The 23,888-nt window shown below is 41.8% G+C and carries 25 protein-coding genes; 4 read left to right on the forward strand and 21 right to left on the reverse strand.

Going from position 1 to position 23,888, the window contains the following annotated elements; translation table 11 throughout:
- Window positions 1-246: 246 nt before the first annotated feature.
- The 6 genes from ACHZES_RS03045 to ACHZES_RS03070 all read right to left on the reverse strand — a co-directional run bounded on the left by ACHZES_RS03045 (window position 247) and on the right by ACHZES_RS03070 (window position 6,300).
- A complete protein-coding gene (locus ACHZES_RS03045; RefSeq protein ID WP_038281954.1) occupies window positions 247-450 on the reverse strand; it encodes an alpha/beta-type small acid-soluble spore protein in 204 nt (67 codons plus the stop codon).
- Window positions 451-638: 188 nt separating this feature from the next.
- Entirely contained in the window at window positions 639-1,256 is a 618-nt protein-coding gene (udk, locus tag ACHZES_RS03050) for a uridine kinase (protein WP_038281951.1), read from the reverse strand.
- A 50-nt stretch (window positions 1,257-1,306) separates the two neighbouring features.
- A complete protein-coding gene (locus ACHZES_RS03055; RefSeq protein WP_353655073.1) occupies window positions 1,307-2,002 on the reverse strand; it encodes a DUF975 family protein in 696 nt (231 codons plus the stop codon).
- A gap of 109 nt (window positions 2,003-2,111) precedes the next feature.
- On the reverse strand, window positions 2,112-4,163 hold the full coding sequence (gene recG / locus ACHZES_RS03060) for an ATP-dependent DNA helicase RecG (RefSeq protein ID WP_395547938.1): 2,052 nt from the start codon (window positions 4,161-4,163) through the stop codon (window positions 2,112-2,114).
- Window positions 4,164-4,255: 92 nt separating this feature from the next.
- Window positions 4,256-5,929, reverse strand: a complete 1,674-nt coding sequence (locus tag ACHZES_RS03065; RefSeq protein ID WP_038281947.1) for a DAK2 domain-containing protein — start codon at window positions 5,927-5,929, stop codon at window positions 4,256-4,258.
- Window positions 5,930-5,943: 14 nt separating this feature from the next.
- Complete coding sequence (locus tag ACHZES_RS03070; RefSeq protein ID WP_024295513.1) at window positions 5,944-6,300, reverse strand: Asp23/Gls24 family envelope stress response protein; 357 nt, start codon at window positions 6,298-6,300, stop codon at window positions 5,944-5,946.
- Between the two features lie 168 nt (window positions 6,301-6,468).
- Between ACHZES_RS03070 and rpmB the strand changes: the two genes are divergently transcribed.
- A complete protein-coding gene (rpmB, locus tag ACHZES_RS03075; protein ID WP_025233002.1) occupies window positions 6,469-6,657 on the forward strand; it encodes a 50S ribosomal protein L28 in 189 nt (62 codons plus the stop codon).
- Between the two features lie 110 nt (window positions 6,658-6,767).
- On the opposite strand, the gene ACHZES_RS03080 is transcribed toward rpmB, so the two are convergent.
- From ACHZES_RS03080 to ACHZES_RS03130, 11 genes are all read right to left on the reverse strand, one after another.
- On the reverse strand, window positions 6,768-6,938 hold the full coding sequence (locus ACHZES_RS03080; RefSeq protein ID WP_166429724.1) for a hypothetical protein: 171 nt from the start codon (window positions 6,936-6,938) through the stop codon (window positions 6,768-6,770).
- Between the two features lie 27 nt (window positions 6,939-6,965).
- Window positions 6,966-7,370, reverse strand: coding sequence for a GerW family sporulation protein (locus ACHZES_RS03085; protein ID WP_038281942.1), 405 nt, complete (start codon window positions 7,368-7,370; stop codon window positions 6,966-6,968).
- A gap of 1 nt (window position 7,371) precedes the next feature.
- Window positions 7,372-8,364 carry a DUF2953 domain-containing protein gene (locus ACHZES_RS03090; RefSeq protein ID WP_395547936.1) on the reverse strand — a complete coding sequence of 331 codons (993 nt, stop codon included), beginning with the start codon at window positions 8,362-8,364 and terminating at the stop codon, window positions 7,372-7,374.
- 7 nt (window positions 8,365-8,371) lie between these two features.
- Complete coding sequence (locus ACHZES_RS03095) at window positions 8,372-8,704, reverse strand: hypothetical protein (RefSeq protein WP_395547934.1); 333 nt, start codon at window positions 8,702-8,704, stop codon at window positions 8,372-8,374.
- A complete protein-coding gene (locus tag ACHZES_RS03100; protein ID WP_395547933.1) occupies window positions 8,682-10,022 on the reverse strand; it encodes a hypothetical protein in 1,341 nt (446 codons plus the stop codon). The genes ACHZES_RS03095 and ACHZES_RS03100 overlap by 23 nt, the downstream gene beginning before the upstream one ends.
- A 25-nt stretch (window positions 10,023-10,047) precedes the next feature.
- Window positions 10,048-11,292, reverse strand: coding sequence for a competence/damage-inducible protein A (locus ACHZES_RS03105; RefSeq protein WP_395547932.1), 1,245 nt, complete (start codon window positions 11,290-11,292; stop codon window positions 10,048-10,050).
- A gap of 2 nt (window positions 11,293-11,294) precedes the next feature.
- Window positions 11,295-11,837 (reverse strand): CDP-diacylglycerol--glycerol-3-phosphate 3-phosphatidyltransferase, encoded by a 543-nt coding sequence (gene pgsA / locus ACHZES_RS03110; protein ID WP_038281933.1) that lies wholly within the window; start codon window positions 11,835-11,837, stop codon window positions 11,295-11,297.
- Window positions 11,821-13,161 (reverse strand): 30S ribosomal protein S12 methylthiotransferase RimO, encoded by a 1,341-nt coding sequence (rimO, locus tag ACHZES_RS03115; RefSeq protein WP_038281930.1) that lies wholly within the window; start codon window positions 13,159-13,161, stop codon window positions 11,821-11,823. The genes pgsA and rimO overlap by 17 nt, the downstream gene beginning before the upstream one ends.
- 67 nt (window positions 13,162-13,228) lie before the next feature.
- Window positions 13,229-13,483: a DNA-directed RNA polymerase subunit omega gene (gene rpoZ / locus ACHZES_RS03120; RefSeq protein ID WP_025232993.1), complete on the reverse strand. Its 255-nt coding sequence runs from the start codon at window positions 13,481-13,483 to the stop codon at window positions 13,229-13,231.
- Between the two features lie 26 nt (window positions 13,484-13,509).
- Window positions 13,510-14,130: a guanylate kinase gene (gene gmk / locus ACHZES_RS03125; RefSeq protein ID WP_154520593.1), complete on the reverse strand. Its 621-nt coding sequence runs from the start codon at window positions 14,128-14,130 to the stop codon at window positions 13,510-13,512.
- A gap of 16 nt (window positions 14,131-14,146) precedes the next feature.
- Window positions 14,147-15,025, reverse strand: coding sequence for a YicC/YloC family endoribonuclease (locus tag ACHZES_RS03130; protein WP_038282114.1), 879 nt, complete (start codon window positions 15,023-15,025; stop codon window positions 14,147-14,149).
- Between the two features lie 143 nt (window positions 15,026-15,168).
- Between ACHZES_RS03130 and ACHZES_RS03135 the strand changes: the two genes are divergently transcribed.
- On the forward strand, window positions 15,169-16,911 hold the full coding sequence (locus ACHZES_RS03135) for an NFACT family protein (RefSeq protein WP_395547931.1): 1,743 nt from the start codon (window positions 15,169-15,171) through the stop codon (window positions 16,909-16,911).
- 612 nt (window positions 16,912-17,523) lie between these two features.
- On the opposite strand, the gene ACHZES_RS03140 is transcribed toward ACHZES_RS03135, so the two are convergent.
- Both ACHZES_RS03140 and ACHZES_RS03145 read right to left on the reverse strand, forming a co-directional pair.
- Window positions 17,524-17,706 carry a hypothetical protein gene (locus ACHZES_RS03140; protein ID WP_395547930.1) on the reverse strand — a complete coding sequence of 61 codons (183 nt, stop codon included), beginning with the start codon at window positions 17,704-17,706 and terminating at the stop codon, window positions 17,524-17,526.
- A 538-nt stretch (window positions 17,707-18,244) separates the two neighbouring features.
- Window positions 18,245-18,868: an accessory gene regulator B family protein gene (locus tag ACHZES_RS03145; protein ID WP_395547929.1), complete on the reverse strand. Its 624-nt coding sequence runs from the start codon at window positions 18,866-18,868 to the stop codon at window positions 18,245-18,247.
- Window positions 18,869-19,044: 176 nt separating this feature from the next.
- Between ACHZES_RS03145 and ACHZES_RS03150 the strand changes: the two genes are divergently transcribed.
- Window positions 19,045-20,355 (forward strand): sensor histidine kinase, encoded by a 1,311-nt coding sequence (locus ACHZES_RS03150; RefSeq protein WP_395547928.1) that lies wholly within the window; start codon window positions 19,045-19,047, stop codon window positions 20,353-20,355.
- Between the two features lie 15 nt (window positions 20,356-20,370).
- Window positions 20,371-21,117 carry a LytR/AlgR family response regulator transcription factor gene (locus tag ACHZES_RS03155; RefSeq protein ID WP_395547926.1) on the forward strand — a complete coding sequence of 249 codons (747 nt, stop codon included), beginning with the start codon at window positions 20,371-20,373 and terminating at the stop codon, window positions 21,115-21,117.
- A gap of 122 nt (window positions 21,118-21,239) precedes the next feature.
- Here ACHZES_RS03155 and ACHZES_RS03160 read toward each other — a convergent pair whose 3' ends face one another.
- Together ACHZES_RS03160 and ACHZES_RS03165 are read right to left on the reverse strand one after the other, a co-directional pair.
- Window positions 21,240-22,628, reverse strand: a complete 1,389-nt coding sequence (locus ACHZES_RS03160; protein ID WP_395547925.1) for a sulfatase — start codon at window positions 22,626-22,628, stop codon at window positions 21,240-21,242.
- Between the two features lie 27 nt (window positions 22,629-22,655).
- On the reverse strand, window positions 22,656-23,834 hold the full coding sequence (locus ACHZES_RS03165) for a glycoside hydrolase family 88 protein (RefSeq protein WP_038281900.1): 1,179 nt from the start codon (window positions 23,832-23,834) through the stop codon (window positions 22,656-22,658).
- Window positions 23,835-23,888 lie beyond the last annotated feature (54 nt).

A 23,888-nucleotide genomic window follows, 5' to 3' on the forward strand; every position in this document is an offset into this window, starting at 1 on the left:
ATTCCTCACTTTATTTTTCCAAACCATTATAGTATGAAATCAGAAGATATACAACCACTTTTCGCACCAGCAATGAGCCATGGGAGACTCGACTTACCAAATCAATCAAAAAAACAAGAGCCGCAGCCCCAATAACTGATTATCAGTTACGAAACTGCAGCTCCTGTTCCCCTTCAATCGTCCATGCTATTGGACTAAAAGTTATTTCTTGTTATATTCGAAGGGCGTTTCATTGTTTTTTACAGATTATTTACCTGCCATCTGTCTTTCCTGGGCTTCGATCATCTTCTTAACCATATAACCGCCTACGGAACCGTTCTGAGCAGAAGTTAAGTTACCGTTATAACCGTTGGTTAACGGAACACCAATCTCGCTGGCTACTTCCATTTTAAAACGATCCATTGCTTCTTTTGCCTCTGGTACATTTGTAGTATTAGATCTACCTGACATAATGATATGCCTCCTTTTCATCTATTCACCATGTTTTTGTTTTTTTAATAATTCATGGTGTGTTTTGTGCTACACTCCTATTATGGCTGGAATAGAATGAAATACACTAGAAGGTTTTTCGTAAAATGTTAATTTCAGGAAAAAAATTCGAGCCTTCAAAAACATTCTCATGCAGGTGCCTTTTAACCCTAATTACCACTCTCTAATATCTTTTCAATATTCGTTTTAACCAACTGGAACGCAACCTCATTCATGCCGCTGTTGATGATAACATCCGCCATAGGCTTCGTAGGCTCCACATACAAATAGTGCATAGGCTTAACCGTGGTTAAATACTGTTCTACAACACCCTCGATATCCCGGCCTCTATCCTTTACATCCCGGATCACCCGGCGTAGAATCCGTTCATCGGCGTCAGCCTCAACAAAGATTTTTATATCAAACATGCTTCTTAGCCGCTCATCCGCAAAAACCAGGATCCCCTCGACTAATATCACCTTTTTAGGCTCCACCTTCACAACATCTTGAGAACGGTTGTGCATGGAATAATCATAAACAGGGCAGTCAACCGCTTCTCCTGCCCGCAGACTCCGAAGCTGCTCCAGCAAAAGTTCTGTTTCAAAAGCTTCGGGATGGTCATAATTCATTTTCTTTCTCTCTTCAAAAGAAATCCCATCCTGCTTTTTATAATAATTATCATGATAAATAACCGCAATATCGTCACAAAATGCATCCTTTAACCGGTTCGTAAAGGTCGACTTCCCTGAGCCGGTTCCTCCGGCAATTCCAATTAACACACACTTCATCTTCCGTGCTCCTCCACTCGTATGCCGTATAAGCAACTCCCTTTTATCATTTACTCAATAACAGTCGCTTCCTCATATACAACCGTATTAGGCTTTATTGCATTATAATAGTTAGCAAAAGTAACCTTCATATAAGGATATACATAAATAAATGCAAGACCACAGGTAACCAGACCCAAAAGCTGCCATAATATAAAGGACAGCTCCAGAACAAAGAATTCCCACTTATGTCCTACCATCATTTCCTTACTTTCACGGATGCACTGCATGATTCCCTTATTCGGATCTTCAACCATAATAATAATGGCCTGTGAATAGCGGTAAGCTGCTATAATTCCCGGAACGATAAGAAGTAAAGCCCACAAAAAAGTTAACAGAGATACCATGAGAATCAATCCCAAAGCTTTTAACAAATACCTTACAGAACTGAATAAATCCCCATAAGACATAGTATTATCTCTGTTAGCAACCTTTAAACAGTAAGACTGATACCCGAACTGAATAATGGTACTGATAACAATATTAATAATTAAAAAAATAACGCTGCTGATTGCAAATGCCCCGTACTGGCCTACAGCCCCATATGCGCCTGCATTTTCTATCATGCCCTCCCATATATCCAGAAATCCCTGCACGACAGATAATATAACCATGATAACACCTACAATTATTGTAACCATGTATGGACTTACCAGCGCATCCCTCATGGCATCTTTTGCATTAAACTTTAAGTCTTTTCTACTCACAGCATTCCTCCTGTTTTCTTGCTTTGATAAATTTACGTAAATTAGTTTATCATTTGCAGTCGATTAATGCAATATTTTCTGCAAAAATCAAGAAATCAGATCATTGAAACTACAAATTAAGCTTATCATAGCTTTTCTCAAGATACTCCTGCAGCTTACCCTTAAGCTCCAGGTGTTCTTCTTTTTCCAGCTCCGGATCCTCTTTAAAAAGCCGTTTCACTTCTTCCGATACGGTCTTTAACAGGTTTGCATCCGTAAAAATATCTCCCAGCTTAAATTCCAGATCACCACTCTGCCTGATTCCAAAAATATCGCCTGGTCCCCGAAGCTTTAAATCTTCTGAAGCAATAAAAAAACCGTCATTGGACTGGTTTAAGATATCCAGGCGTTCTTTCGTTCCTTCCTGGTCCGAAGCTCCTACCATAATACAGTAAGACTGGTATTTCCCACGCCCCACGCGCCCTCTCAGCTGATGAAGCTGAGCCAGCCCGAAGCGCTCAGCATTCTCAATTAGCATTACCGTTGCATTGGGAACATTCACTCCTACCTCAATTACAGTCGTGGAAACCAGTACCTTGATTTCCCCGCCGGCAAATCTTTCCATGATTCCGTTTTTTTCCTTAGGCTTCATTTTCCCGTGAAGATATTCCACTGGAATTCCCGGAAGTGCCTCTCTTAAGGTTTTTGTATAATCCACTACGTTTTCTGCATCGATCATCTCACTGGCTTCTACCATAGGACAGATCACATAAGCCTGACGGCCGCTTGCTATCTCTTTCCGGATAAATTCATAGGCTTTCTTCCGGTAGCCGGTATCTACAACACAGTTTTTAATGGGTAAACGGTTTGCCGGCAGCTCATCAATAACAGAAATGTCTAAATCTCCGTAAATGATAATGGCAAGTGTCCGCGGGATCGGTGTGGCGCTCATTACCAGAACATGAGGCTCTTCTCCCTTTTTCCCAAGCATTTCCCGTTGGCTTACTCCGAACCGATGCTGTTCGTCGGTGATCACCAGTGCCAGATTATCATATACCACCTTCTCCTGAATGAGGGCATGGGTTCCAATAATAATATCCGCCTCGTGGGAAGCAATTTTTTCGTAAGCGATCCGTTTTTCCTTCGCCGTCATGGAGCCTGTAACAAGGATAGGCTTTTTGTCGATCTGATGCATAGCAAACAGCTCTGTCATGGATTCCAGATGCTGCTTAGCAAGTACCTCCGTAGGCGCCATAAGGGCTCCCTGATATCCGTTATACGCTGCCTGAAGGAGGGCAAGTATGGCAATGATCGTCTTACCAGAGCCTACATCGCCCTGAATAAGCCGGTTCATAACCCTGCCTCCCGAGAGATCGCCGTATACTTCATTTAAAACATTTTCCTGAGCATTGGTAAGAGAATAGGGAAGGCTTTTCCTTAAGTCCTCTACCTGAGTAGAGAGATTTAAGATATAGGCGCTTTTTTTATCCTCTCGACCTTCCTTTAAACGTCGTACCGCCATGAGAAAAAGAAAGAATTCATCAAACACCAGTCTTTTTCTGGCAAATAACAGTTCGGTCCGGTCCGTCGGAAAATGAATATGTTCAATAGCAAAATTATATTCCGCCAGCTCATGTTTTTTTCGCAAATCCGCAGGCATATAGTCCCGCACCATGGTCCGAAGGCTTAATGCCTGCCTTTGAGCCCTGACAATGGTTTTATTACTCAGTCCCTTGGTCTGACCGTAAACAGGCTGCATGGAATGCACCACCTGCTCATAGGCCTCCGCCGTAAATACCTCAGGCTGCTCCATGGTAAGACGTCCGCTTTTCTTTACCACCCTGCCACGGAAAATAGCCCTGGTTCCCGCTTTTAAAGTGGTGTGAAGATAGGGCATATTATACCAGGTGAGCAAAAGAGTTCCCGTCACATCCTTTAAAGTCGTTGTGATAACCTGGATATGGCTGTACCGTTTTACATCTGGTGTCTTATAAAGCATTCCGGCTACGGTCATCACCTGATCCGGTTTAAGCTCTCCAATAGGACAAGGCTCCTCATAGGTGTCATAGGCCCTTGGATAATATTCCAGAAGATCCCCAACGGTTATCACTCCCACCTTTTGAAACAATTTCCCTGTTTTTTCACCGATTCCCTTTAAGGTATCAATTGACTCGCGATTCAAAGACGGGTTCCCCTCCTTTCTTTTTACCTGCACAGCAAAACCGGGCAGACAGGCCTCGTCTGCCCGGTATATAAAATGCCGCTGGCTCTTTTTTATTCTACTGATATGAGATAATAATAGATCGGCTGTCCGCCTGTATGAAGCTCTACCTCGCAATGGGAAAACAGCTCTTCTGCTTTTTCCTTAAGCTCATTTGCAGCCTCTTCTTCCACATCTTTACCGTAATAAACGGTTACTAATTCAGATTCTTCTTCCACCATGGCTTTCATGGCTTCCAGTACCGTGGATTCAATTTCCTTTCCAACCGCCAGGATTCCACTATCACCTAGTGCCATGATATCCCCTTCCCGGATCTCAATATCATCGATCATGGTATTGCGGACCGCATAGGTAACCTGACCGGTTTTTACTCGGGACATCTCTTCTGTCATGATCTTCTCATTATCCTCCGGTGATAAATCCGGAGCAAAATTGATGATGGCAGTAATGCCCTGAGGAATGGTTTTTGAAGGGATTACAATAACCTTCTTGTCTTCCACCAGGCTTTTGGCCTGTTCAGCAGCAAGAATAATGTTCTTATTGTTTGGCAGGATGTAGATGGTATCGGCATTCACCCGTTCAATGGCATTTAACATGTCCTCTGTACTGGGGTTCATGGTCTGGCCGCCCTGGATCAGATAGTCTGCACCGATTCCACGGAATATTTCGTCAAGGCCTTCTCCTGCAGATACGGAAATAAAGCCATATGGTTTTCTCTGCTCCGCCTTCTTTTCGGCCTCAGCCTTTTGCTGTGCTGCCAGTTTTTCAGATTCTTTAATTAACTTTTCCTGGTGCTCTTCCCTCATATTATCAATTTTCATGCGGGATAAGGAGCCATAAGTAAGGGCCTTCTGGATTGCAAGTCCCGGATCATTGGTATGGACATGGACTTTTACCACGTCATCGTCCGAAACAACTACAATGGAATCACCGATGGATTCCAAGTATCCCTTGAATTCATGTTCCTTCTTATCATCATAGTGATTTTCCAGATTAATGATAAATTCGGTACAGTAGCCAAAACGAATATCAATATCAGCTGTTTTTGCCCCGGAGGTTCCGGAAACATCAACAGGCCGCTTTTCAACCTCTACAGATAAGTCTACCTCCTTGCCCATCAGGCAGTCAAAGGCACCCTTCATTACCTGCATAAGGCCCTGGCCGCCGGAATCTACAACACCGGCCTGCTTTAAGACCGGAAGCATCTCCGGAGTCTGGCTCAGTACGTAATCACCGTGTTCGATTACCTTCTGGCAAAATTCAAGGATATCCTCTGTCTCGGTAACCAACTCCGCAGCCTTTTCTGCCATACCTCTGGCTACAGTAAGAATGGTTCCTTCTTTGGGCTTCATAACTGCTTTGTAAGCGGTTTCTGTTGCCCGTACAAAGGAATTAGCTAAAACAGTGGTAGTTACCTGATTGGCGGCAGCGATCTCTTTTGTGAAACCACGGAACAGCTGGGACAGGATTACACCGGAGTTTCCTCTCGCTCCTCTTAACGAACCGGAGGAAATTGCTTTTGCTAACGTTTCCATGGTAGGATTCTCAATGGCAGCTACTTCCTTTGCCGCCGCCATGATCGTCATGGTCATGTTGGTTCCGGTATCTCCATCCGGCACTGGAAACACATTCAGTTCATTAATCCATTCTTTCTTTGCTTCCAGTCCTTTTGCTCCTGCCAAAAATGCCTTCTGCAGCATCTTGGCGTCTATATACTTCATACCCACGGGTAGTTTCCTCCTTAATCAATCACTCTTACGCCTTCGACAAAGATGTTAATCTTATCTACTGTCATACCTGTGAATTCTTCTACTTTGTATTTTACATTTTCAATCAAGTTATCCGCCACCGCAGAAATGCTGACCCCATAGGCTACAATTACATGGAAATCGATGGTGATATGGTTGTCCTGGATGTTCACATTAATTCCGTGAGTCAGGCCTTCCCGTTTTAAAAGCTTAACAAGTCCGTCTTTCATACTGACAGCCGCCATACCGACGATACCGAAGCATTCCACTGCGGTCGTTCCGGCATACATAGCGATAACATCAGGGCTTACCTGGATCTCTCCCAGTTTATTATTAATATAACCCTTCATAGTCTCTACCTCCGTTCTTTCTGTCTCATTTGATTATACATGATTTTTCCAAAAAAAGAAACAAATTTTTAATTTTCACTTGCAAATCCATGTGTTTTCTGTTATCATACATTTGTTGTGGATTTTTCAACCATAAAAAGTCCAAGTCGCTATTAAGGAGGTGCAATCATGGCTAAATGTGCAATTTGTGAAAAAGCTGCTCACTTTGGCAACGCAGTGAGCCATTCCCATAGAAGATCCAATAAGATGTGGAAAGCAAATGTGAAGTCCGTTAAAGTTAAAGTTAACGGCGGCGCTAATAAGAAGATGTACGTATGTACTTCCTGCTTAAGATCCGGATTAGTTGAAAGAGCTTAATCGAAGGAAACTCCTGGCTGATATCAGTCAGGAGTATTTTTTTGTCTTTTTTCATGAGGCCGTCCTTTTTTTAAAGGCTGGCCTCATTTATTTTTAACAGCATTGCTTATTCAGCAGCAGAACAGGTTATATCCCAGTACCAGACATCCGATGATAAACAGGATCGTTACGATAGTCGCCGGGATAAAAAGCAGAATTGCCATGCCCGCTCCAAAGCAGAACAGCATAAGTCCGCATACTCTTCTCATATCATCCCTCAATCCATTCAGGCTATATAACATACTATGCGGCTTATCCCCTTCTTATTCTTACGCTTTTTCCTTCTCTTCCGCCGCAGCCATCTCCTCCGCAACCTTTAATGCTTCCGGGGAAACTTCTTTTGTTCCACCGGCAAATTTATTGACAAAATCCGGAACCATATCCAAAATTTTTGTCACAGCATCCTGCTGTTTGATGTTTACCAGCTTTGTGACTCCATTCTGAATGATTAGCACAGCACTGGGGCTCATCTTTGCATGCATGCCTCCTGCACCATTCTGCTTTTTGTCTCCTGTAAAGGATCCGGCGGCCATGCCGCAGGTCACATCAACCAAAGGAAGAATGATCGTATCATCCACCTTTACCGCATCTCCTACCACAGTTTTTGTCGCCACAAAAGAATCCATACCCTTAAACAGCGACTCTACCGTAGATGTAAAATTATTCTCTGCCACGTTAAGCAATTCCTCCTTTATGAAGCCATCCCTTTAACAAACGCCTGAAATTCCTATTAAGCAGCATCCGCGAACCAATGAGGAGAACTGACCCCATACGGATTCTGCCGCGAAACGTTCCTTCCATTGTAAACACAGTCTGGTCAAAAACCGGATACAGGTTCAAATGCTTATGGCAAAGCGGATAAATAACACTTGCATAAGTGAGCACCTGACCGGTCAGATAAGGATCGTCAAAGCCAAAGGTTATATTTCCCTTTCCCCGGCGGGGAAGGATATGGCGGACCAATCGTTTCACCTGCCTAAAAAGCAGCTTTCCTGTCTTTTGGTTCTCCTTATCGGAAATCCAGGCATAAATCTCATCTTTTTTGTCTTTTATTGTTTTCAGTGTATCACAGATCCGAAGGAAAAAAAACTTAAGTTTTGTAAAAGCCATAAGAACCTTCTTCTTTAGCTTTTCAAACATTCCCTTGTTCTGGAATCCTTTTTTCTTTTTAGGTTCTTTCTTTTTAGGTTCTTCCCTTTTAGGTTCTTCCCATTTAGGCTCTTCCTTTTTAGGTTCTTCCTTTGGAGGCGTCAGATTTCTCGATTCCTCCTGGGGAGGTGGAATGGGCTCTTCCCTGACCCTGTCAGGATCATCCTCTTTCCCTTTCAGTACTTCTCGTATGGGTTCCGGTTCCATGATTTCCATGGCCTGAACCACAATATCTTCCGCTTCCTTAAGCTCTGAGTCCATCTTTTTCGGCTTACCTATGCGGAAGCCGAAGATACGGACCCTTACGATTAAGTCCTCCTCGTACTGAGCCGTCACAGAAAGGATATGTAGCAGCCAGGTAATCCTGGCCTTTCCCTTCACCTTTCCGTCATAGGATCCCTCAGCCTGGTACCGTACCGGAACCAGAAGGATCAGCAGAGCCACAGCGAGGACAAGCCCTAATACGATAAGCACCAGCAGCCCTAAAATTTTAAGTATAAATAAAATAATATGAAGCATGAACACCTCACACCTTACCGGCTTCCAACCCTATAAAATCAGACAGATCGAAGCCTCCAGTTTTCCGGTACATATCACTTATGATAGTTCCGGCCACCTCTAACGCTTCCCAATAATCAGACGCAATGCCTAAAATGAGAAACTCCTCCTCCCGGTAAATGGGCCACGAAAGCGTCATTGCCGGATAGATATCAAGTATATTATTCCCATTTACAGCAGGCGTAATCACATAAATACCCGGTCCGGATTTTGACCTGCGGATTCCCTGAATGATCCGGTAACGCTTCTTCTTCGCTTTCTCGCCAACGTACAAACGGTCAAACCAGCTTATTTTCATCATCCATCAGCTCTTCCAATAATTCCTTGCAAGTTTCCTTTTCCACTTCATCCAGGCAGCTTTTTAAGCTTCCCTCAATATATGCCTGTATTTCATCGATTGAATTAAAATAGACAGGAAGATCCGATAAAACCTTCGCCATGATGGCCCGGACCACAGGTCTGGAGACACTTAAGAATACCTCCTCAAGCTCCTTAAAATACTCCTCTGCGGTTTTCTCCAGGTAGGATCGGTCAACAACTGCCATTTCATCCGCCTTACCTGTTTCTTTCCACTCATCCCGGCTTTTTAATTCCACAAAAGAGCTTCCGGATAAAAGCCTGTCTACATTTACAGCTTTCACGTAATCCGGATCTTTATTCCATTCATCGCTCTCTTCCGGCAGCTCGGTTCTTAAATAACGCTCATAATAAGCTTCCTGCCTTCCCTCTAGCTGAGTAAGTCTGTCAAAAAACACTTCTCCTGCGGGGGAATAATCTTCATTTCTAAATTTTTCTAAAATCTCCGCAACCATGGAGAAGTAAAGATCTTCCTCTTTCACATCAACAACCGCTTCCGGTCTTGCAAACACCAGAACACAAAAATCATTGATAATGTCTTGGAGCATGATATATAGGCCGGATTCATCCACAAGCCCCTCGCAGGCAAGGCCAAGCTTTTCAGAAGCTTCTTCAAAGCCTTCGGCGGTCATATTCCCGTAATCCATAAGGCGGAACTGTTCCAAAAGCTCAAAAAGGTCTTTATGTCCTTCTTCCATACCGGAAGGAAGCTTTGCCATGGATTCTGTACGGAGAGTATACATCATATCCTTAAGATTCTCCATGGGGGAACCGATATAAACGGACAGTCCTTCCATAACAAGACTGAAAAACTTCTGTTTTGTCAGGCGGACCGGAAGCTGTCCGATGATCTGCCTGATTCTTCCGTTCATAACGGCTGTTTCCTTCGTATCCGTTACGAATTCAATAAGACGTTTCGCAAAGCTTTCATCATCATCTCCGGTTTCCGGTAAAATCATAAACTTCCGCTCCAGGCGGTTTATAACATACTCATAAATCTGTAAGCAGTCCGTGTAGGAAGTCAGAACCTCCACTTCATGAGTGATATCCTCACGAAGTTTAAGCAGTTCCTCTTCCACATCTTTTCCGGAAAAATGCTCTTTAAGCAGCCCGTTAAGCTGCCGGCAGTAAGCAATAATCTGCTCCGGAATCACAGGCTCCTCTCCAACGGTTTCAAATAAAGTATAATAATTCAGTACCAGTCTTACATAGGAGTACTGGTACGCTGCAGTCATCTGTTTTTTCAGCAAACGGGTCTCCAAATTTATCTCCTCCCGGAAGGTTTTATCAGTGATAATTCTTAAGAATAGAACGGCGCAGCAAATCCAGAGCCTTAACTACAGACTGCTCCCTGATCTTCTCCCGGTTTCCCTTAAAATGATATTCTTCCACGGAAACCTTATCCTTCATATAGCAGGCCATGTAAACAAGTCCTACCGGCTTTTCCCCATCAGAATCAGGTCCTGCAATCCCGGTCACTGCAATGCAGACATCCGAATCAGCCGCAAAAACACCGCCGATCGCCATTTCTTTGGCCGTCTGTTCGCTGACTGCACCGTATTTCTTCAAGGTGCCTTTGCTCACATCAAGATGTTTTCTCTTTGCCTTGTTGGAATAGGTGACAAATCCTTCCCGAAACACTTCAGAAGCCCCCGGTACATTTACCAGACGCCCTGCAATCAGTCCTCCGGTGCAGGATTCTGCTGTGGTAACCGTCAATTCATATTTTTTCAGGAGGCGGACTACTGCCATTTCAAGGGTCTCTTCCTCTTTTGTGGTGTACACATCATTGCCAAAACGGTTTTTGATCTCTTTTACTACCGGTTTTAAAAGTCTTTTGGCTTCTTCTTCGCTTGATGCCTTTGCCGTAACTCTCAAATGCACCTCAGCCGTCTTCGCATAGGTAGCAATGGTTGGGTTTGACTGTCCGTCAATAAGATCAAGAAGCTTATTCTCTACCTGGCTCTCACCATGTCCACAGATCTTGATCATTTGAGAACGGATCACTTCAGGCTGGCGTTTCTGAAGGTAAGGGAATACCTGGTCCTTGAATAAAGGCTTTAACTCATTTGGAGGTCCGGGCAGTAAAATAGCTGCCTTTCCGTCTTTTTCTATAATCAGTCCGGGAGCAGTCCCGTTATCGTTGTCAAGTACAGCAGCTCCCTGGGGAACCAGAGCCTGCTTCCAGTTATTATCTGGAATTTCTTTATAGATGCTGTTTTTAAAATACTCTTTGATTCTATTCTTTGTATGGGCATCTTCCATTAAAGAGAGACCCATGACCTCTGCGCAGACTTCTTTTGTCAGATCATCCTCCGTAGGTCCAAGACCTCCGGTAAGGATGACTACATCCGAGCGCTTTAAGGCAGTCTCAAATGCTTCAGAAAGACGTTCCCTGTTATCGCCCACCGTGACTTGATGAAACATGGAGAGCCCCAAAAGAGCACATTTTTCTGCCAGATACTGAGTGTTGGTATTTACGATATTTCCAAGAAGAAGTTCTGTTCCAACTGAAATCAGTTCAACAACCATGATCACATACTCCCTTCCGTAAGAACGTGGTAATTTTTCGCTACATAATCAAAGAGTGAAACTAAAGTAAGAATCGTAGCGAGCCAGATAAACACCGTTGTAAGGATGGACAATGCCGGAATGTTCAGGATAAGAAGAACCGACAGAATCATCTGGGACACTGTTTTAAACTTTCCCCAATAGCTGGCCGCGATCACCACACCATTATCAGAAGCTACCAGTCGGAACCCGCTGATAATAAATTCACGGCTAATAATCACGATAACGATCCAGGCAGAAAGCTGTCCTAAGGCCGTAAAACAGATAAGTCCTGCACAAACCAGCAGCTTATCTGCCAGAGGGTCCATAAACTTGCCAAAATTGGTCACAAGGCCATACTTTCTTGCTATCTTTCCATCAAGCAGATCTGTAAAGCTGGCCACAATGAAAATGGCAGCCGCAATGTAACGGTATGATGCATTGGCACCACCGTCAAGCAGCAGAAACAGAACAAAAAACGGAATCATAATAACCCTTAAAATTGTAAGCTTATTCGGTAAATTCATCCTCCAACTCTCCTATCAAATCATATTCCATAGCCCCTGTCACACGGACTCTTGCAAAATCACCTGACATCAGTTCTTCGGCCGTCTGAACAAAAATCATTCCATCCACACCTGGCCCATCCATATAGGTACGGCCCACATAAGCATTTTCATCTGCCACCTTGCCTTCAATCATAACCTCCAGGGTTTTCCCAACCATGGACTTAGAAAAATCATAGGAGATCTCCTGCTGAAGCTCCATGATGGCATCACGGCGTTCCTCCTTTACTTCCTGCAAAACCTGATCCGGATATTCCGCAGCAGGTGTATCTTCTTCTGCAGAATATGCAAACACTCCCAAACGCTGGAATTCCATCTCATCCACGAACTCCATCAACTCTTCGTGATCTTCCGGGGTTTCCCCTGGAAATCCTGAGATCAATGTGGTTCTAAGAGCGATATCCGGGATTTCTCTCCGAAGCTTTTCCACGATTTCCTGAAGCTGAGCCTTTGTGGTCCTACGGCCCATGCGTTTCAAAATCCGGTCGCTGGCATGCTGAATGGGCAGATCAAGATATTTGCATATCTTCTCTTCTTCCTTTATGGTCTGGATCAGCTCATCCGTGATTTCTTCCGGATAACAGTACTGGATCCGGATCCACTGAATCCCGGATATACGGCACAGGCTTTTAAGAAGCTTTGGAAGTGATTTCTCGCCATATAAATCCACACCATACAGAGTTGTCTCCTGAGCTACTAAAATAAGCTCTTTCACGCCTCTTTCTGCCAGTCTTTCTGCTTCCTTTACCAGGCGCTCTATAGGAACGCTTCGGTAATTTCCCCGCAAAGATGGGATGATACAGTACGTACAATGCTTGTCACAGCCTTCCGCAATCTTTAAAAAAGCATAATGGCCGCCAGTTGTAAGAATCCGCTCTGTTTCCACTTCCGGAAGCTCATCCAGCTCATGAAAACGCTGAACGTGTTCTTTGCCGCCTAAAGCTTCCGCCAGGACGTGAGAGATCTCGTCATAGGTGGAGGTTCCTAAAATTCCATCCACTTCAGGAATCTCGTCTATGATCTCCTGTTTATACCGCTGGGCCAGACAACCGGTTACGATCAATGCTTTGCATTTGGCATCAATCTTCCTCTGGGCCATTTCCAGTATGGTATTAACGCTTTCCTCTTTCGCGTCACCGATGAAGCAGCAGGTATTGATTACAATCACATCCGCATCATACTCATCATCCGTAAATGTATATCCGTCTTTATTCAGAAGGCCAAGCATCATCTCCGTATCCACGAGATTCTTGTCGCAGCCCAGTGAAACACATAATAACTTCATGTTTTAACTCCTGTCTTTCATTATAATGGGAAAGGCCATCTCATCCAAAAGGGAGACGGCCTCTTTCCTAATTATCGTCTTCTTCTGTTGCATCCGCTTCGCTTAAAATCTTCACTTTGCCCTCATACAGTTCCTCTACGGCAACAGAAAGCGGTTTCTTACCAGCTCCCAAAACCTCCGGCTCTGAGCCGCCGATGATCTGCCTTGCTCTCTTCGCTGCGGCAATCACGATAGAATAACGGCTCTGCACAACAGGAGCCTCTCCTGGCTCTACCTCGCTGTTTACTACATTAATTAAATCTGAATAAGATGGATGTAACATCTTTCATTCCCCTTTCTCAATCGGCTCTATATATTCTTTAATTCTTCCCGGATATGGGATAAAAATGCCATATTATTGGAAGCACGGTTATGTTGTACTTGAATCATGCGGTGCATCTCTTCCACACAAGTGTCTATCTTATCGTTAATGAGGATATAATCATAGCCCTCCATGCCTTCCGCTTCTTCAGCTGCCCGCCGGAGTCTGGCATTGATCACATCCATGTTTTCCGTACCGCGTCCAATGAGCCGGCGTTTTAATTCCTCTGCGTTGGGCGGCATTACAAAAATCAAAATCGCAGCAGGGAAACGTTTCTTTACCTTTAGTGCCCCCTGAATCTCTATTTCCAGGATAACATCTTTCCCCATTTTCATCTGGTTTAAAACGTATTCATTGGGTGTTCCATAATAATGGTTGACGTACTGGGCATATTCGATCAATTCTTCTTTTTCTATCATATCCTTAAAACGTTCTTCTGTTACAAAGAAATATTCTCTGCCGTCAACTTCTCCCTCTCTGGGATTTCTGGTGGTAGCGGATATGGACAGCGCGTAATTATCATACCGTTTCAGAAGCTCTTTCATCAAGGTGCCCTTGCCTGCTCCTGAGAATCCGGATACGACTACCAATATGCCATTTTCATTCATGCTCTTCGTTACACTCCTACTCAATATTCTGGATCTGCTCCCTTACCTTTTCAATCTCGGTCTTCAGAGCGATAGCCTTATCGGAAATTTCCAGGTCATTGGCTTTGGAAAGAATAGTATTCGCCTCCCGGTTCATCTCCTGGGCAATGAAATCCAGTTTTCTTCCCACACTTCCGCCTGCATTAAGCTCTGTACAGGTATTTTCAATGTGGCTTCTAAGCCGTACGGTCTCTTCATCCACACAGATTTTATCGGCAAATATCGTAACTTCCGTGGCAATTCTTCCTTCATCTATAGAAGCACTTCCCAGAAGTTCCTTCACCTTGTCCTCCAGTTTTGTCCTGTATTCTAAAAGAATCCTGGGGGACCGTTCTTCAATAAATCCAACAAGCTCAGTCATATACTTAAGCTTTCCAAGGAGATCGTTCTTTAGGTTTTCTCCTTCTGTCACTCTTGTTTCTACAAAACGTTTTGCAGCTTCCTCAATGGTTTCTGAAAGAAGCTTCCACATCTGTTCCTCATCCTCCGGAACCTCTTCCATGATAAGGACCTCCGGGCATTTTGCCAGGGCCGATACCTTGATGTCATTCTGAATTCCGAATTGTGCCTCCATCTTTGCGAAATAATCCATATATTCAGCAGCCAGCGCACTGTTATACTTCAAGCACAGCTTATTCTCTGTATAATCCTCATAGGTGATGAATACATCAACCTTACCACGTTGGATATAATTCTTTAACAGATTCCTGATCCCTGCTTCAAAGAAATTAAACTTTTTCGGCATCTTTATGCTTAAATCCAGATATCTGTGATTTACAGCTTTCATTTCTACGGAAATCTTATATTCATCCGTGACAGTTTCGCATCTGCCAAAACCTGTCATGCTCTTGATCATTCCATATGCCTCTCTTTCGCCATAGATATCATCCATTATAATTCATAATAAAATACAAGTCAATTGGTTTTAAATTTTACAGACAGTTGATTCTGTGCTATACTATCCTTATTATATAGACCATTTACCGGAGGAAACAGACAATGGCATTAGACGGAATTGTTATGGCAAATCTAGCAGCAGAGATGAAAGACCGGCTGGAAGGCGGAAAAATCGCAAAAATTGCTCAGCCGGAAAAGGATGAACTGCTGTTTACTATTAAAAACCAGAAAAACACATGGAGACTCCTGATTTCAGCCAGTGCCAGTCTCCCTCTCATCTATTTTACAGAGGCAAACAAGCAAAGCCCCATGACCGCCCCGAATTTTTGTATGCTTTTAAGAAAGCACATCGGAAACGGGCGTATCATCCGGGTGAGCCAGCCGGGACTGGAACGGATCATATGTATGGAAGTGGAACACTTTGATGAATTAGGTGACAAAAGAACCAAAAAACTGATCATCGAAATCATGGGAAAACACAGCAATATCATCTTTTGCAATGAAGAGGATATGATTTTAGACAGCATAAAGCATATTTCCGCTCAGGTTAGCTCCATACGTGAAGTATTGCCGGGAAGAACCTATTTCATCCCACAGACCATGGAGAAAAAAGATCCGCTGACCATCACTGAGGAAGAATTCATTAATGTGATCGGCCAGACAGCCGCACCAATACAAAAAGCGCTGTATATGAAACTGACCGGTATAAGCCCTATTATGGGCCATGAGCTATGCAATCTGGCCTCCATTGACGGGGACCGCTCTGCCAATGGAATGACGGAACTTGAACTGATCCATCTGTATCATATGTTTTCCTTTATTATGGATGATGTAAAACATGGACATTTCACTCCAAACATTATATATAAAAAGGAAGAACCTGTGGAATTCTCCGCCCTTCCCTTAACCTGTTATCAGGGTGAAGGATATGTTTCCCAGTGCTTTGATTCCATCAGCACACTTTTGGAAAACTATTATGCTTCAAAAAATACCATCACCAGAATCCGGCAAAAATCCGTAGATTTACGTAAAATCGTACAGACCGCTCTGGAACGAAATTATAAAAAATACGACCTTCAGGCCAAGCAGCTGAAGGATACGGACAAACGGGATAAGTATAAGGTTTACGGAGAGCTTATCAATACCTATGGATATGAATTAACCGGAGGGGAAAAGCAGCTGGTCTGCCTTAATTATTACACCAACGAGGAAATTACCATTCCTATGGATGATCAGCTATCTGCAAAAGAGAATGCACAGAAATATTTCGATAAATACAACAAGTTAAAACGTACCTTTGAAGCGGTAACCGGGCAAATTGCGGAAACCAAACAGGAAATCGACCATTTGGAATCTGTTAGTACTGCTTTGGACATCGCCCTAATGGAGGAAGATCTTGTACAGATCAAAGAAGAATTGATGGAGTACGGATACATTAAGCACCGTCGCTCCGGCGATAAAAGGCCCAAGATAACAAGCAGACCCTTCCACTATGTTTCATCAGATGGGTTCCATATTTATGTAGGGAAGAATAATTACCAGAATGAAGAACTGACCTTTAAAGTGGCAAGCGGCAACGACTGGTGGTTCCATGCAAAAGGAATCCCAGGTTCTCATGTGATCGTAAAAACCGAAGGGAAGGAGCTTCCCGACCGGGCATTTGAAGAAGCCGGAGCTTTAGCCGCCTATTACTCCAAGGGACGTGAAAATGATAAGGTGGAAGTGGATTATATACAGAAAAAACAGATTAAAAAGGTGGCCGGATCGGCGCCTGGTTTTGTTATCTACCATACCAATTATTCTATGGTTGCTGAGCCGAAGGTGCTTTTGGAAGAATGTAAATGAGTGCTCTATGCTGGAACAGGCTTTAAGGATTTGACAAAAGTTAAATATTCTATCTCTATATCTAGAAGCGGCCCTATCCGATCTGGATAATATAACGAATTATTATTATATCACCTTTGGGATTGACAGTGCGCAAAAGATGTTCTGGAATACCATCTAAAGATCGGCTCCTTAAATTACTTGGATATAAAGAAATCTATTCTGGAAGGTTTGTAATCGTGTATAGAGTCGATGAAGGGGAGGGGAAGGTTTTTATTAACCATATTGCGGATACACAGGCCGATTACCCCAATCTATTTAAATAGTTCGTATTAACTGTATCCGTCCCCAGTCTTAGCTCTTTAACGTGAATACCATCAACTCGCTATTCAGGCTTGTCAGGCTGATTTGAGGACTGATAAATCTCCTAATTTAGTCCAGGCACTCGCTTCTATGAAAATAGGCCTCCTACAACAACTTAATGTAGGAGGCCTATTTTAATTTCTATTCTTAGTAATTACACACTTTTCGTAAAGACTTTGCAATTCGTCAAAACATTGATTATAATATATTTTCCTGCCTATATCATACTTTAATCATATTTTTGAATATTCCCATAGCTACCTGTTTTGATTAAATATCAATGCTTTCTAGTATTACAATTTTTCTTTCCGGTATGGTTGTTATCACATCTACGTAATATTCATCTGGAATAATTTTTCTCTTTCTGGACTTTGGCATGATATTCCTTTGCATAGAAGCATCTATTAAATTCTTTTCTAGTCTTAAAATTTTCCGAAATAATCTCACTCTCATCTGCTTTTTCTCCCATCTTCGTCATCCTTTTGTACAGGAAAGGTCTGGCAGACCTCATGCAAATAAATCCGTCTAAAACAGTTCCCAGCAAAATTTTCATGATTGACAAACTGCCCTTTGAAATTAATTCAAAGGGCAGCAATTATTTTAGTATTATTCTACTGAGTAACCATAAAACTTCTGAGCAATAATTAATTCCACATATTTTACTTTACATGTTTATAGGGAACTTAATCAATTCAAGCAGAAGTTTCCCCCTTGTTACTACAGTAAACATACAATACACGTTCCAACTAGTTGGATTTGAAAATCTCACAATAATTTATATGTATTATTTTCTTTGGTATAACAGCGCTTTTTCTATTTATAATGAAAAATCATCATTATAAAACTCATACCGGACTATTTGCACTTAAAACAAAATGCCAAATTTTTTTTCTCATAAATTTCCTATTTAGTATTCTCATTGCGCATCTTTAACACTGCTTCCGGAATTTTTCTTTCATAAACTCCAATTGGAATACTCCTACCTACTGAATTAAGCGAAATCTTTGTTAATGTTTTCTGAACTTTCATAATGGTTTCTTTTTTCATTTTCATCTTTCTCCTTTTCGTTAATCTTATTTCTAGGAAGTAATGTTAATACTTCAATAAAAACCGGATATACAATTAATCCACGCAAATCTAAACTTAACGTCGCAACTACTAATAACAGCGTTAAAAAAACAATAGAAAATGCTTTCTTTTTCCATATATCTTTTGAAGAAAAGTATTGTATATTAATAGTTCTTGGTGCGCAAAAAATTATTAATAAAACGCAAAATATATAGATATAAGGCATCATAATTAATTTAATTTCAAAAAACAAGTTACAAATAATGGACATCGCCCAAATAGCAATCATGCTCAGGGTACAACCCACTCCTGTTTTGGCATGTTTACCACCTGCCTGTAATCGTAAACCACAAAAAGAAAATAAAACAATAGCTGTCTCCTTACCCATTCCAATAATAACTCCAATCAACAGAATAAGGATAAACTTCAAAATATTATCTAATAATAACTCTAATCCATATTGTATAATTTCGTTTTCTTCTGGATCCTTATGGTTTATCTTATCCAGCCAATCACAAATTTGAACAGATATTTTTGAAACACTCATATTTTTCACCACCATTTGTCTCTAATTGTAACATGACTTTAGACAAATATATATTTTTGCTATTTTCGTTACTTTTTTCTTCCTAAGCGTAAGTTACTTCTATTTTTAATACAATAATCTTTACTTTCCTGACATAACAAGGTAAAATATTTATATTCACTAAAGAGGGGGGAATCATGAACAACTTAATTTGCACCCTGGCTGGAAGTTTATGTATTTATTTTTCTTATATCAACTTACTGCCTCAAAAATATTCAATTTTAAAAAGAATAATAATTTTTTTATATGTTTTCAATACCTTTCTAATTTTTGAAGGATCACTTGGACAAACAAGTACATTTTTGACTAGTATAGGAATTATAATTTTTACACTTTTATTTACAAAGAGTCGAGTTTTTAATATATGTTGCTACCTGTTTGGTTATCTCTATATTGTAGCTTTTAATTATTTGTTTATGTGGATAGCTGGAGCCCTGTTAAAAATGGACATGAAGGCCCTATTAACCCATGAAAAACTAACAGTAATCTTTTCCATTATCTATTGTATATATACCGGTATAACAACAAAGTTAATAGGTCGGTATCTTCATGAAAAATTAAAAATTTCGAACCTTTTAATTAATAATCATCTACTGACTGCTGTTTTTATAGATTTAATACTCCTTGTTTTTCTCTATATTTTTAATTTTTCCTATGGTGAACATCTAGGTTATAATTATGGTGTTATTGCTCTGAACGGAATTATATTCCTAATATTATTTGCAATCACAGCTTTTCTTATGTATTATATTTATAAGACAACGCTGGCAGAACAAGCTTACAAACACCGAATGGCACAATTTGAGAACCTAAGAACCTACACAGACAGACTGGAAGAATCTTATGGAGTTATGCGTAAGTTCAAACATGATTACATGAATATCTTAAGCACGTTATCAGGATTTTTGAATGAAAATGATATGGAAAGTTTGAGGGAATATTACGGAGAAAGAATCCTTCCAATTAGCCGTGCATTCACAGAGTCAGATACCAAATTAGGAACTCTTTCCAATATTAAAAATACCGCCTTAAAAAGTCTGCTCTCCTCTAAATTCGTCTATATGATGGAGACAGGTATCAAAGCAGAAATAGAACTTATGGAACCTATCAATGACCTAAACATGGACTGTCTGGACCTTTCCCGAATCCTGGGTATATTATTAGACAACGCCTTGGAAGCTGCTATAGAAACAGAAGAAAAGGAAGTACATTTCTGCATGTTTTATAAAGATAAGGATTTCTACCTTATCATTCAAAACACCGCGCTTCCACCGACTTATGCCATATCAGAACTTCGCAGCCATGAAATTTCAACAAAAGGCGAGAATAGAGGAATCGGCCTTTTTAACGTAGAAATGATTTTAAAAAGTTATAAAAATGCCATTTGGAATACTACATATGAGGAACCTTATTTCACACAAGAACTAATCCTAATGCATAACGATTAATAAGGAGTACATAAAATGATTCACATATATCTTTGTGAAGATGATAAAAGACAATTAAGCCGCTGGGAAGAGATCATCGGAAAATATCTATTGATGAACTCAACAGAATCCAAACTTTATTGTTCAGTCTCAAAACCTGAAGAGTTGCTATCGATACGAAGGCGCTCCAACAATATCGGACTTTATTTTCTGGACATTGATTTGCAGTCAAATAAAAATGGGATTGAGCTGGCACAGGAAATACGCAAATATGATCCACGTGGCTATGTTGTTTTTGTAACTACTCACAGTGAGATGGCCGTTCTCACCTTCCGCTACAAAGTAGAAGCAATGGACTTTATTGCAAAAGATGAAACGGAAACCTTACCAGAGCAAATCTGCTCCTGCATTCAAAATGCAGAAAGGAATTATAAGACTCAGTTGGACTCCTCAAACCGTCTCTTATCCATAAAGGTAGATAAAGATTCAATGGTTCTGGATCAAAATGACATCGTAGCTATTACGACCAGTGACGATTCTCACAAGATCACTATTCATACCAGAACCGGTATCCGGCAGATCACAGGCTCATTAAAAGAATTCCTTGCGACCTTGAATTCCGACTTTTGCCAATGTAACCGTTCTACCATCATAAATATGAAGCATGTATTAAAATATTCCAGAGAAAATGCTTCACTTATTATGAATAATAAAGAAACCTATTCCGTATCCATTCGCATGATGGGAAAAGTACAGAAAGCTTTAAATAGCATTCATTCATAATTGAATAGGCGTCTTCCTCTGAATCGTTTAAGTCTACATATTGTCCATTTTGCACCCATGCTGGGTACATATGTAATAGGAGGCAGCCGAGATATTCGGCTGCCTCCTATATTAATCTTACTCTAACGATTCCATAAAAACGGATCTTCTGTCTGATCCAGGTAATTTTTAAGCTTTTCCCTATATGCCAAAATGTCAGTCCTTTGGCAGTCCTTATCTATCAGTTCCGGATTTATCTGGAAAGGATCTTCCTTATTATCATATAGATATTCCTTTTGCTCCTCTCCCGGAGCGTAACCATTAAAAATGACATAGGTATAACGTTCGTCCTTGATGCCTCTCCAGCCATAAGCCTTATGGGTAAGCCCCTTGTCGGAAAACGCCTTTACCGCATCCGCACCGCCCGGATAGGAACAGATTAACATATCCTGCGGCTCGTTCTCATCTTTTCCGAACATTCCTTTCACATGACTATAGCCCTCACATGTTTCGGGTATAGAAAGATCCAGAAGTTCCAGAATGGTCGGCATATGGTCCGGGCTTGCAAAGATTCCGTCATTGTCTACTGCCTGAATTCTACCCTTCTGACGCATCATAAGTGGAATATGGATAGACTCCTCATACCAGACATTTTTACTCATCAGCCCATGGGAACCAAGCATTTCTCCATGGTCCGCAGATAAAACGACAATGGTATTCTCTTCCATATTATGATCCTTTAAATATTGAAGGATTCTTCCAAACTGTTCATCGATTCCATGAACTGCGGCGTAATATTGCCTGGTCTGGGTTTCCAGAAGTCCTCCTTTTTCCCGCATCTCCTCCGGAACATTTTCCCGGTAGTGCACCTCTAAATCCTTAAATTTATCGTAATACCGGTCCGGTACCAACTCATAGGGAAGATGGGGCGGATTATAGGATAAGTACAGCGCAAAAGGCTGTTCCTCTCCTTTCCTTGCTTCCATGTACTCGATGGCCTTATCTGTTTCAAATTCCGCAGACCACTTTCCTGGTTTTATTTGCTTTTCATCATCCTGCCAGTAATGAGGATCCAAATGGTCATCCCAGGCTCCATAAGAGAGCCAGTAGTCAAACCCATGCCTTCTCTCTCCAGGCGGCGTATAGGCATCCCAGTCTTTTGCGCCTGATTTTGGATTGGAGGAAAAGTTAAGTTCAGAGGCATCCAGGTGCCATTTGCCAATGTAACCCGTTTGATATCCTTCGGCCTTTAGCACATCTCCGATACAGAGCTCCTGGGGCCTTAGCATGACCTTTTCTTCCAGTCCTATCTTGCAATTGGTCCACATCCCCACACGGAATGGGTATTTCCCTGTCATCAGGGAAGCTCTGTGAGGAGAACATAAGGGAAACGTACTGTAAGCATTGGTAAACCTCATGCTCTCCTGAGCAAAGGAGTCAATATTTGGAGTCACCACCTGATCCATGTTCATATATCCTATGGCGTGAGCCCGCCACTGATCGGCAAAAACATACAGCAGATTTGTTTTCATTTTTTTCTCCTTATTCTTCCACAGTTCCTACCAGTACAGCTCCCAATCCTTTGAAAGCCTGGTAAGAGCCTCCATGTAAAAATAATCGCCCCAGGTATTGCACTCATCCACGCCACGGTTCGTACAGGTATTCTCCTTGGAATCCCTGGCGTAGGTGCCATGAAGCAGCAGTCCGTTGGATTTTTTGTAATCCTTGTTGGCACAATGATCCACCAGTGCCCTTAGCATACGGTCAGCAGCATCTAAATATACCTTAGCTTTATCTTTTTCCAAATATTTTGCCATTTCTAAGATTCCGCAGACAGCAATGGCAGAAGCAGAGGAATCTCTCGGCTCCGTGCTTCCCGTGTCAAAGTCAAAATCCCAGTAAGGCACAAGATCTTCCGGCAGGTGTTCGATAAAATAATCCGTTACCCAGCAGAATAAATCCATGTATTCTGTATTTTTTAAATACCGGTAGCTTAAGGCGATTCCATATATGCCCCAAGCCTGGCCTCTGGCCCATGCGGAGCCATTGCGGTTTCCCTGATGGGTTACGCCATAGGTCGGTTCCCCGGTCTCTACGTCAAAGAAATGAGTATGGTAAGTGGAATGATCAGGACGAAGAATGCATTTCATAGCAGTTCTGATATGATTTTCCGCCTTTTCTTCATAAGAAGGATCTCCCGTCACTTCTGTTGCCCAGTAAAGCAGGGGAAGATTTAACAGACAGTCAATGATCAGTCTGTATTCCTTCGGTTCCCCAGGATTTCCCCAGGCCTGAAGGAATTTCCCTTTCTCCCGGTAACGTTCCGCCAAATGGTCCGCTGCCAATAAAGCCGCTTTTTTTGCGTGCTCATTGCCGGTCAGCTTATAGGCTGCCACACAGGATAAGCTGAATAAAAATCCCATATCATGATGATTTACATCAATTTTATTCTCTATTCTGTCAAGAAAGCTTTCTACCTGCACTTCTGCCGCTTTCCGGAACGCTTCATCGCCGGTATGCTCATAAGCCAGCCAGATCACTCCTGTCCAGAATCCTGTTGTCCATTCTACATTTTCTGTCGCTTCATAAAATTCGTCAAAACTGTTGGAAGACTGGAATTTATCCGTAAATACCGATAGGTTCTCTTTGACGATCTTTACCGCATCATCAAGAGCTTTTTGAACCATACCCTCTTCCATTCCAGGATAGGTTTTTATTTGTTCCAATGTTTGTGCCATATGCCTCTCCTTTCCACCTATTGTCCATCTTTTTGGACATAAAGGTATACCCGT

The sequence above is a fragment of the Lacrimispora sanguinis genome, from assembly GCF_044987295.1.
GTDB lineage: Bacteria > Bacillota > Clostridia > Lachnospirales > Lachnospiraceae > Lacrimispora > Lacrimispora celerecrescens_B.

Excerpts from the sequence above, each read along its gene's own strand:
- ACHZES_RS03145 (WP_395547929.1), bottom strand. The coding sequence starts at position 18,868 with ATGAGTGTTTCAAAAATATCTGTTCAAATTTGTGATTGGCTGGATAAG.
- ACHZES_RS03135 (WP_395547931.1), top strand. The coding sequence starts at position 15,169 with ATGGCATTAGACGGAATTGTTATGGCAAATCTAGCAGCAGAGATGAAA.
- ACHZES_RS03105 (WP_395547932.1), bottom strand. The coding sequence starts at position 11,292 with ATGGTTGTTGAACTGATTTCAGTTGGAACAGAACTTCTTCTTGGAAAT.
- ACHZES_RS03160 (WP_395547925.1), bottom strand. The coding sequence starts at position 22,628 with ATGAAAACAAATCTGCTGTATGTTTTTGCCGATCAGTGGCGGGCTCAC.
- rpoZ (WP_025232993.1), bottom strand. The coding sequence starts at position 13,483 with ATGTTACATCCATCTTATTCAGATTTAATTAATGTAGTAAACAGCGAG.
- rimO (WP_038281930.1), bottom strand. The coding sequence starts at position 13,161 with ATGAAGTTATTATGTGTTTCACTGGGCTGCGACAAGAATCTCGTGGAT.
- gmk (WP_154520593.1), bottom strand. The coding sequence starts at position 14,130 with ATGAATGAAAATGGCATATTGGTAGTCGTATCCGGATTCTCAGGAGCA.
- ACHZES_RS03090 (WP_395547936.1), bottom strand. The coding sequence starts at position 8,364 with ATGCTTCATATTATTTTATTTATACTTAAAATTTTAGGGCTGCTGGTG.
- ACHZES_RS03070 (WP_024295513.1), bottom strand. The coding sequence starts at position 6,300 with ATGAAGGGTTATATTAATAATAAACTGGGAGAGATCCAGGTAAGCCCT.
- ACHZES_RS03140 (WP_395547930.1), bottom strand. The coding sequence starts at position 17,706 with ATGAGAGTGAGATTATTTCGGAAAATTTTAAGACTAGAAAAGAATTTA.
- ACHZES_RS03095 (WP_395547934.1), bottom strand. The coding sequence starts at position 8,704 with ATGATGAAAATAAGCTGGTTTGACCGTTTGTACGTTGGCGAGAAAGCG.
- pgsA (WP_038281933.1), bottom strand. The coding sequence starts at position 11,837 with ATGAATTTACCGAATAAGCTTACAATTTTAAGGGTTATTATGATTCCG.
- ACHZES_RS03155 (WP_395547926.1), top strand. The coding sequence starts at position 20,371 with ATGATTCACATATATCTTTGTGAAGATGATAAAAGACAATTAAGCCGC.
- rpmB (WP_025233002.1), top strand. The coding sequence starts at position 6,469 with ATGGCTAAATGTGCAATTTGTGAAAAAGCTGCTCACTTTGGCAACGCA.
- ACHZES_RS03080 (WP_166429724.1), bottom strand. The coding sequence starts at position 6,938 with ATGTTATATAGCCTGAATGGATTGAGGGATGATATGAGAAGAGTATGC.
- ACHZES_RS03130 (WP_038282114.1), bottom strand. The coding sequence starts at position 15,025 with ATGATCAAGAGCATGACAGGTTTTGGCAGATGCGAAACTGTCACGGAT.
- udk (WP_038281951.1), bottom strand. The coding sequence starts at position 1,256 with ATGAAGTGTGTGTTAATTGGAATTGCCGGAGGAACCGGCTCAGGGAAG.
- ACHZES_RS03150 (WP_395547928.1), top strand. The coding sequence starts at position 19,045 with ATGAACAACTTAATTTGCACCCTGGCTGGAAGTTTATGTATTTATTTT.
- ACHZES_RS03165 (WP_038281900.1), bottom strand. The coding sequence starts at position 23,834 with ATGGCACAAACATTGGAACAAATAAAAACCTATCCTGGAATGGAAGAG.
- ACHZES_RS03045 (WP_038281954.1), bottom strand. The coding sequence starts at position 450 with ATGTCAGGTAGATCTAATACTACAAATGTACCAGAGGCAAAAGAAGCA.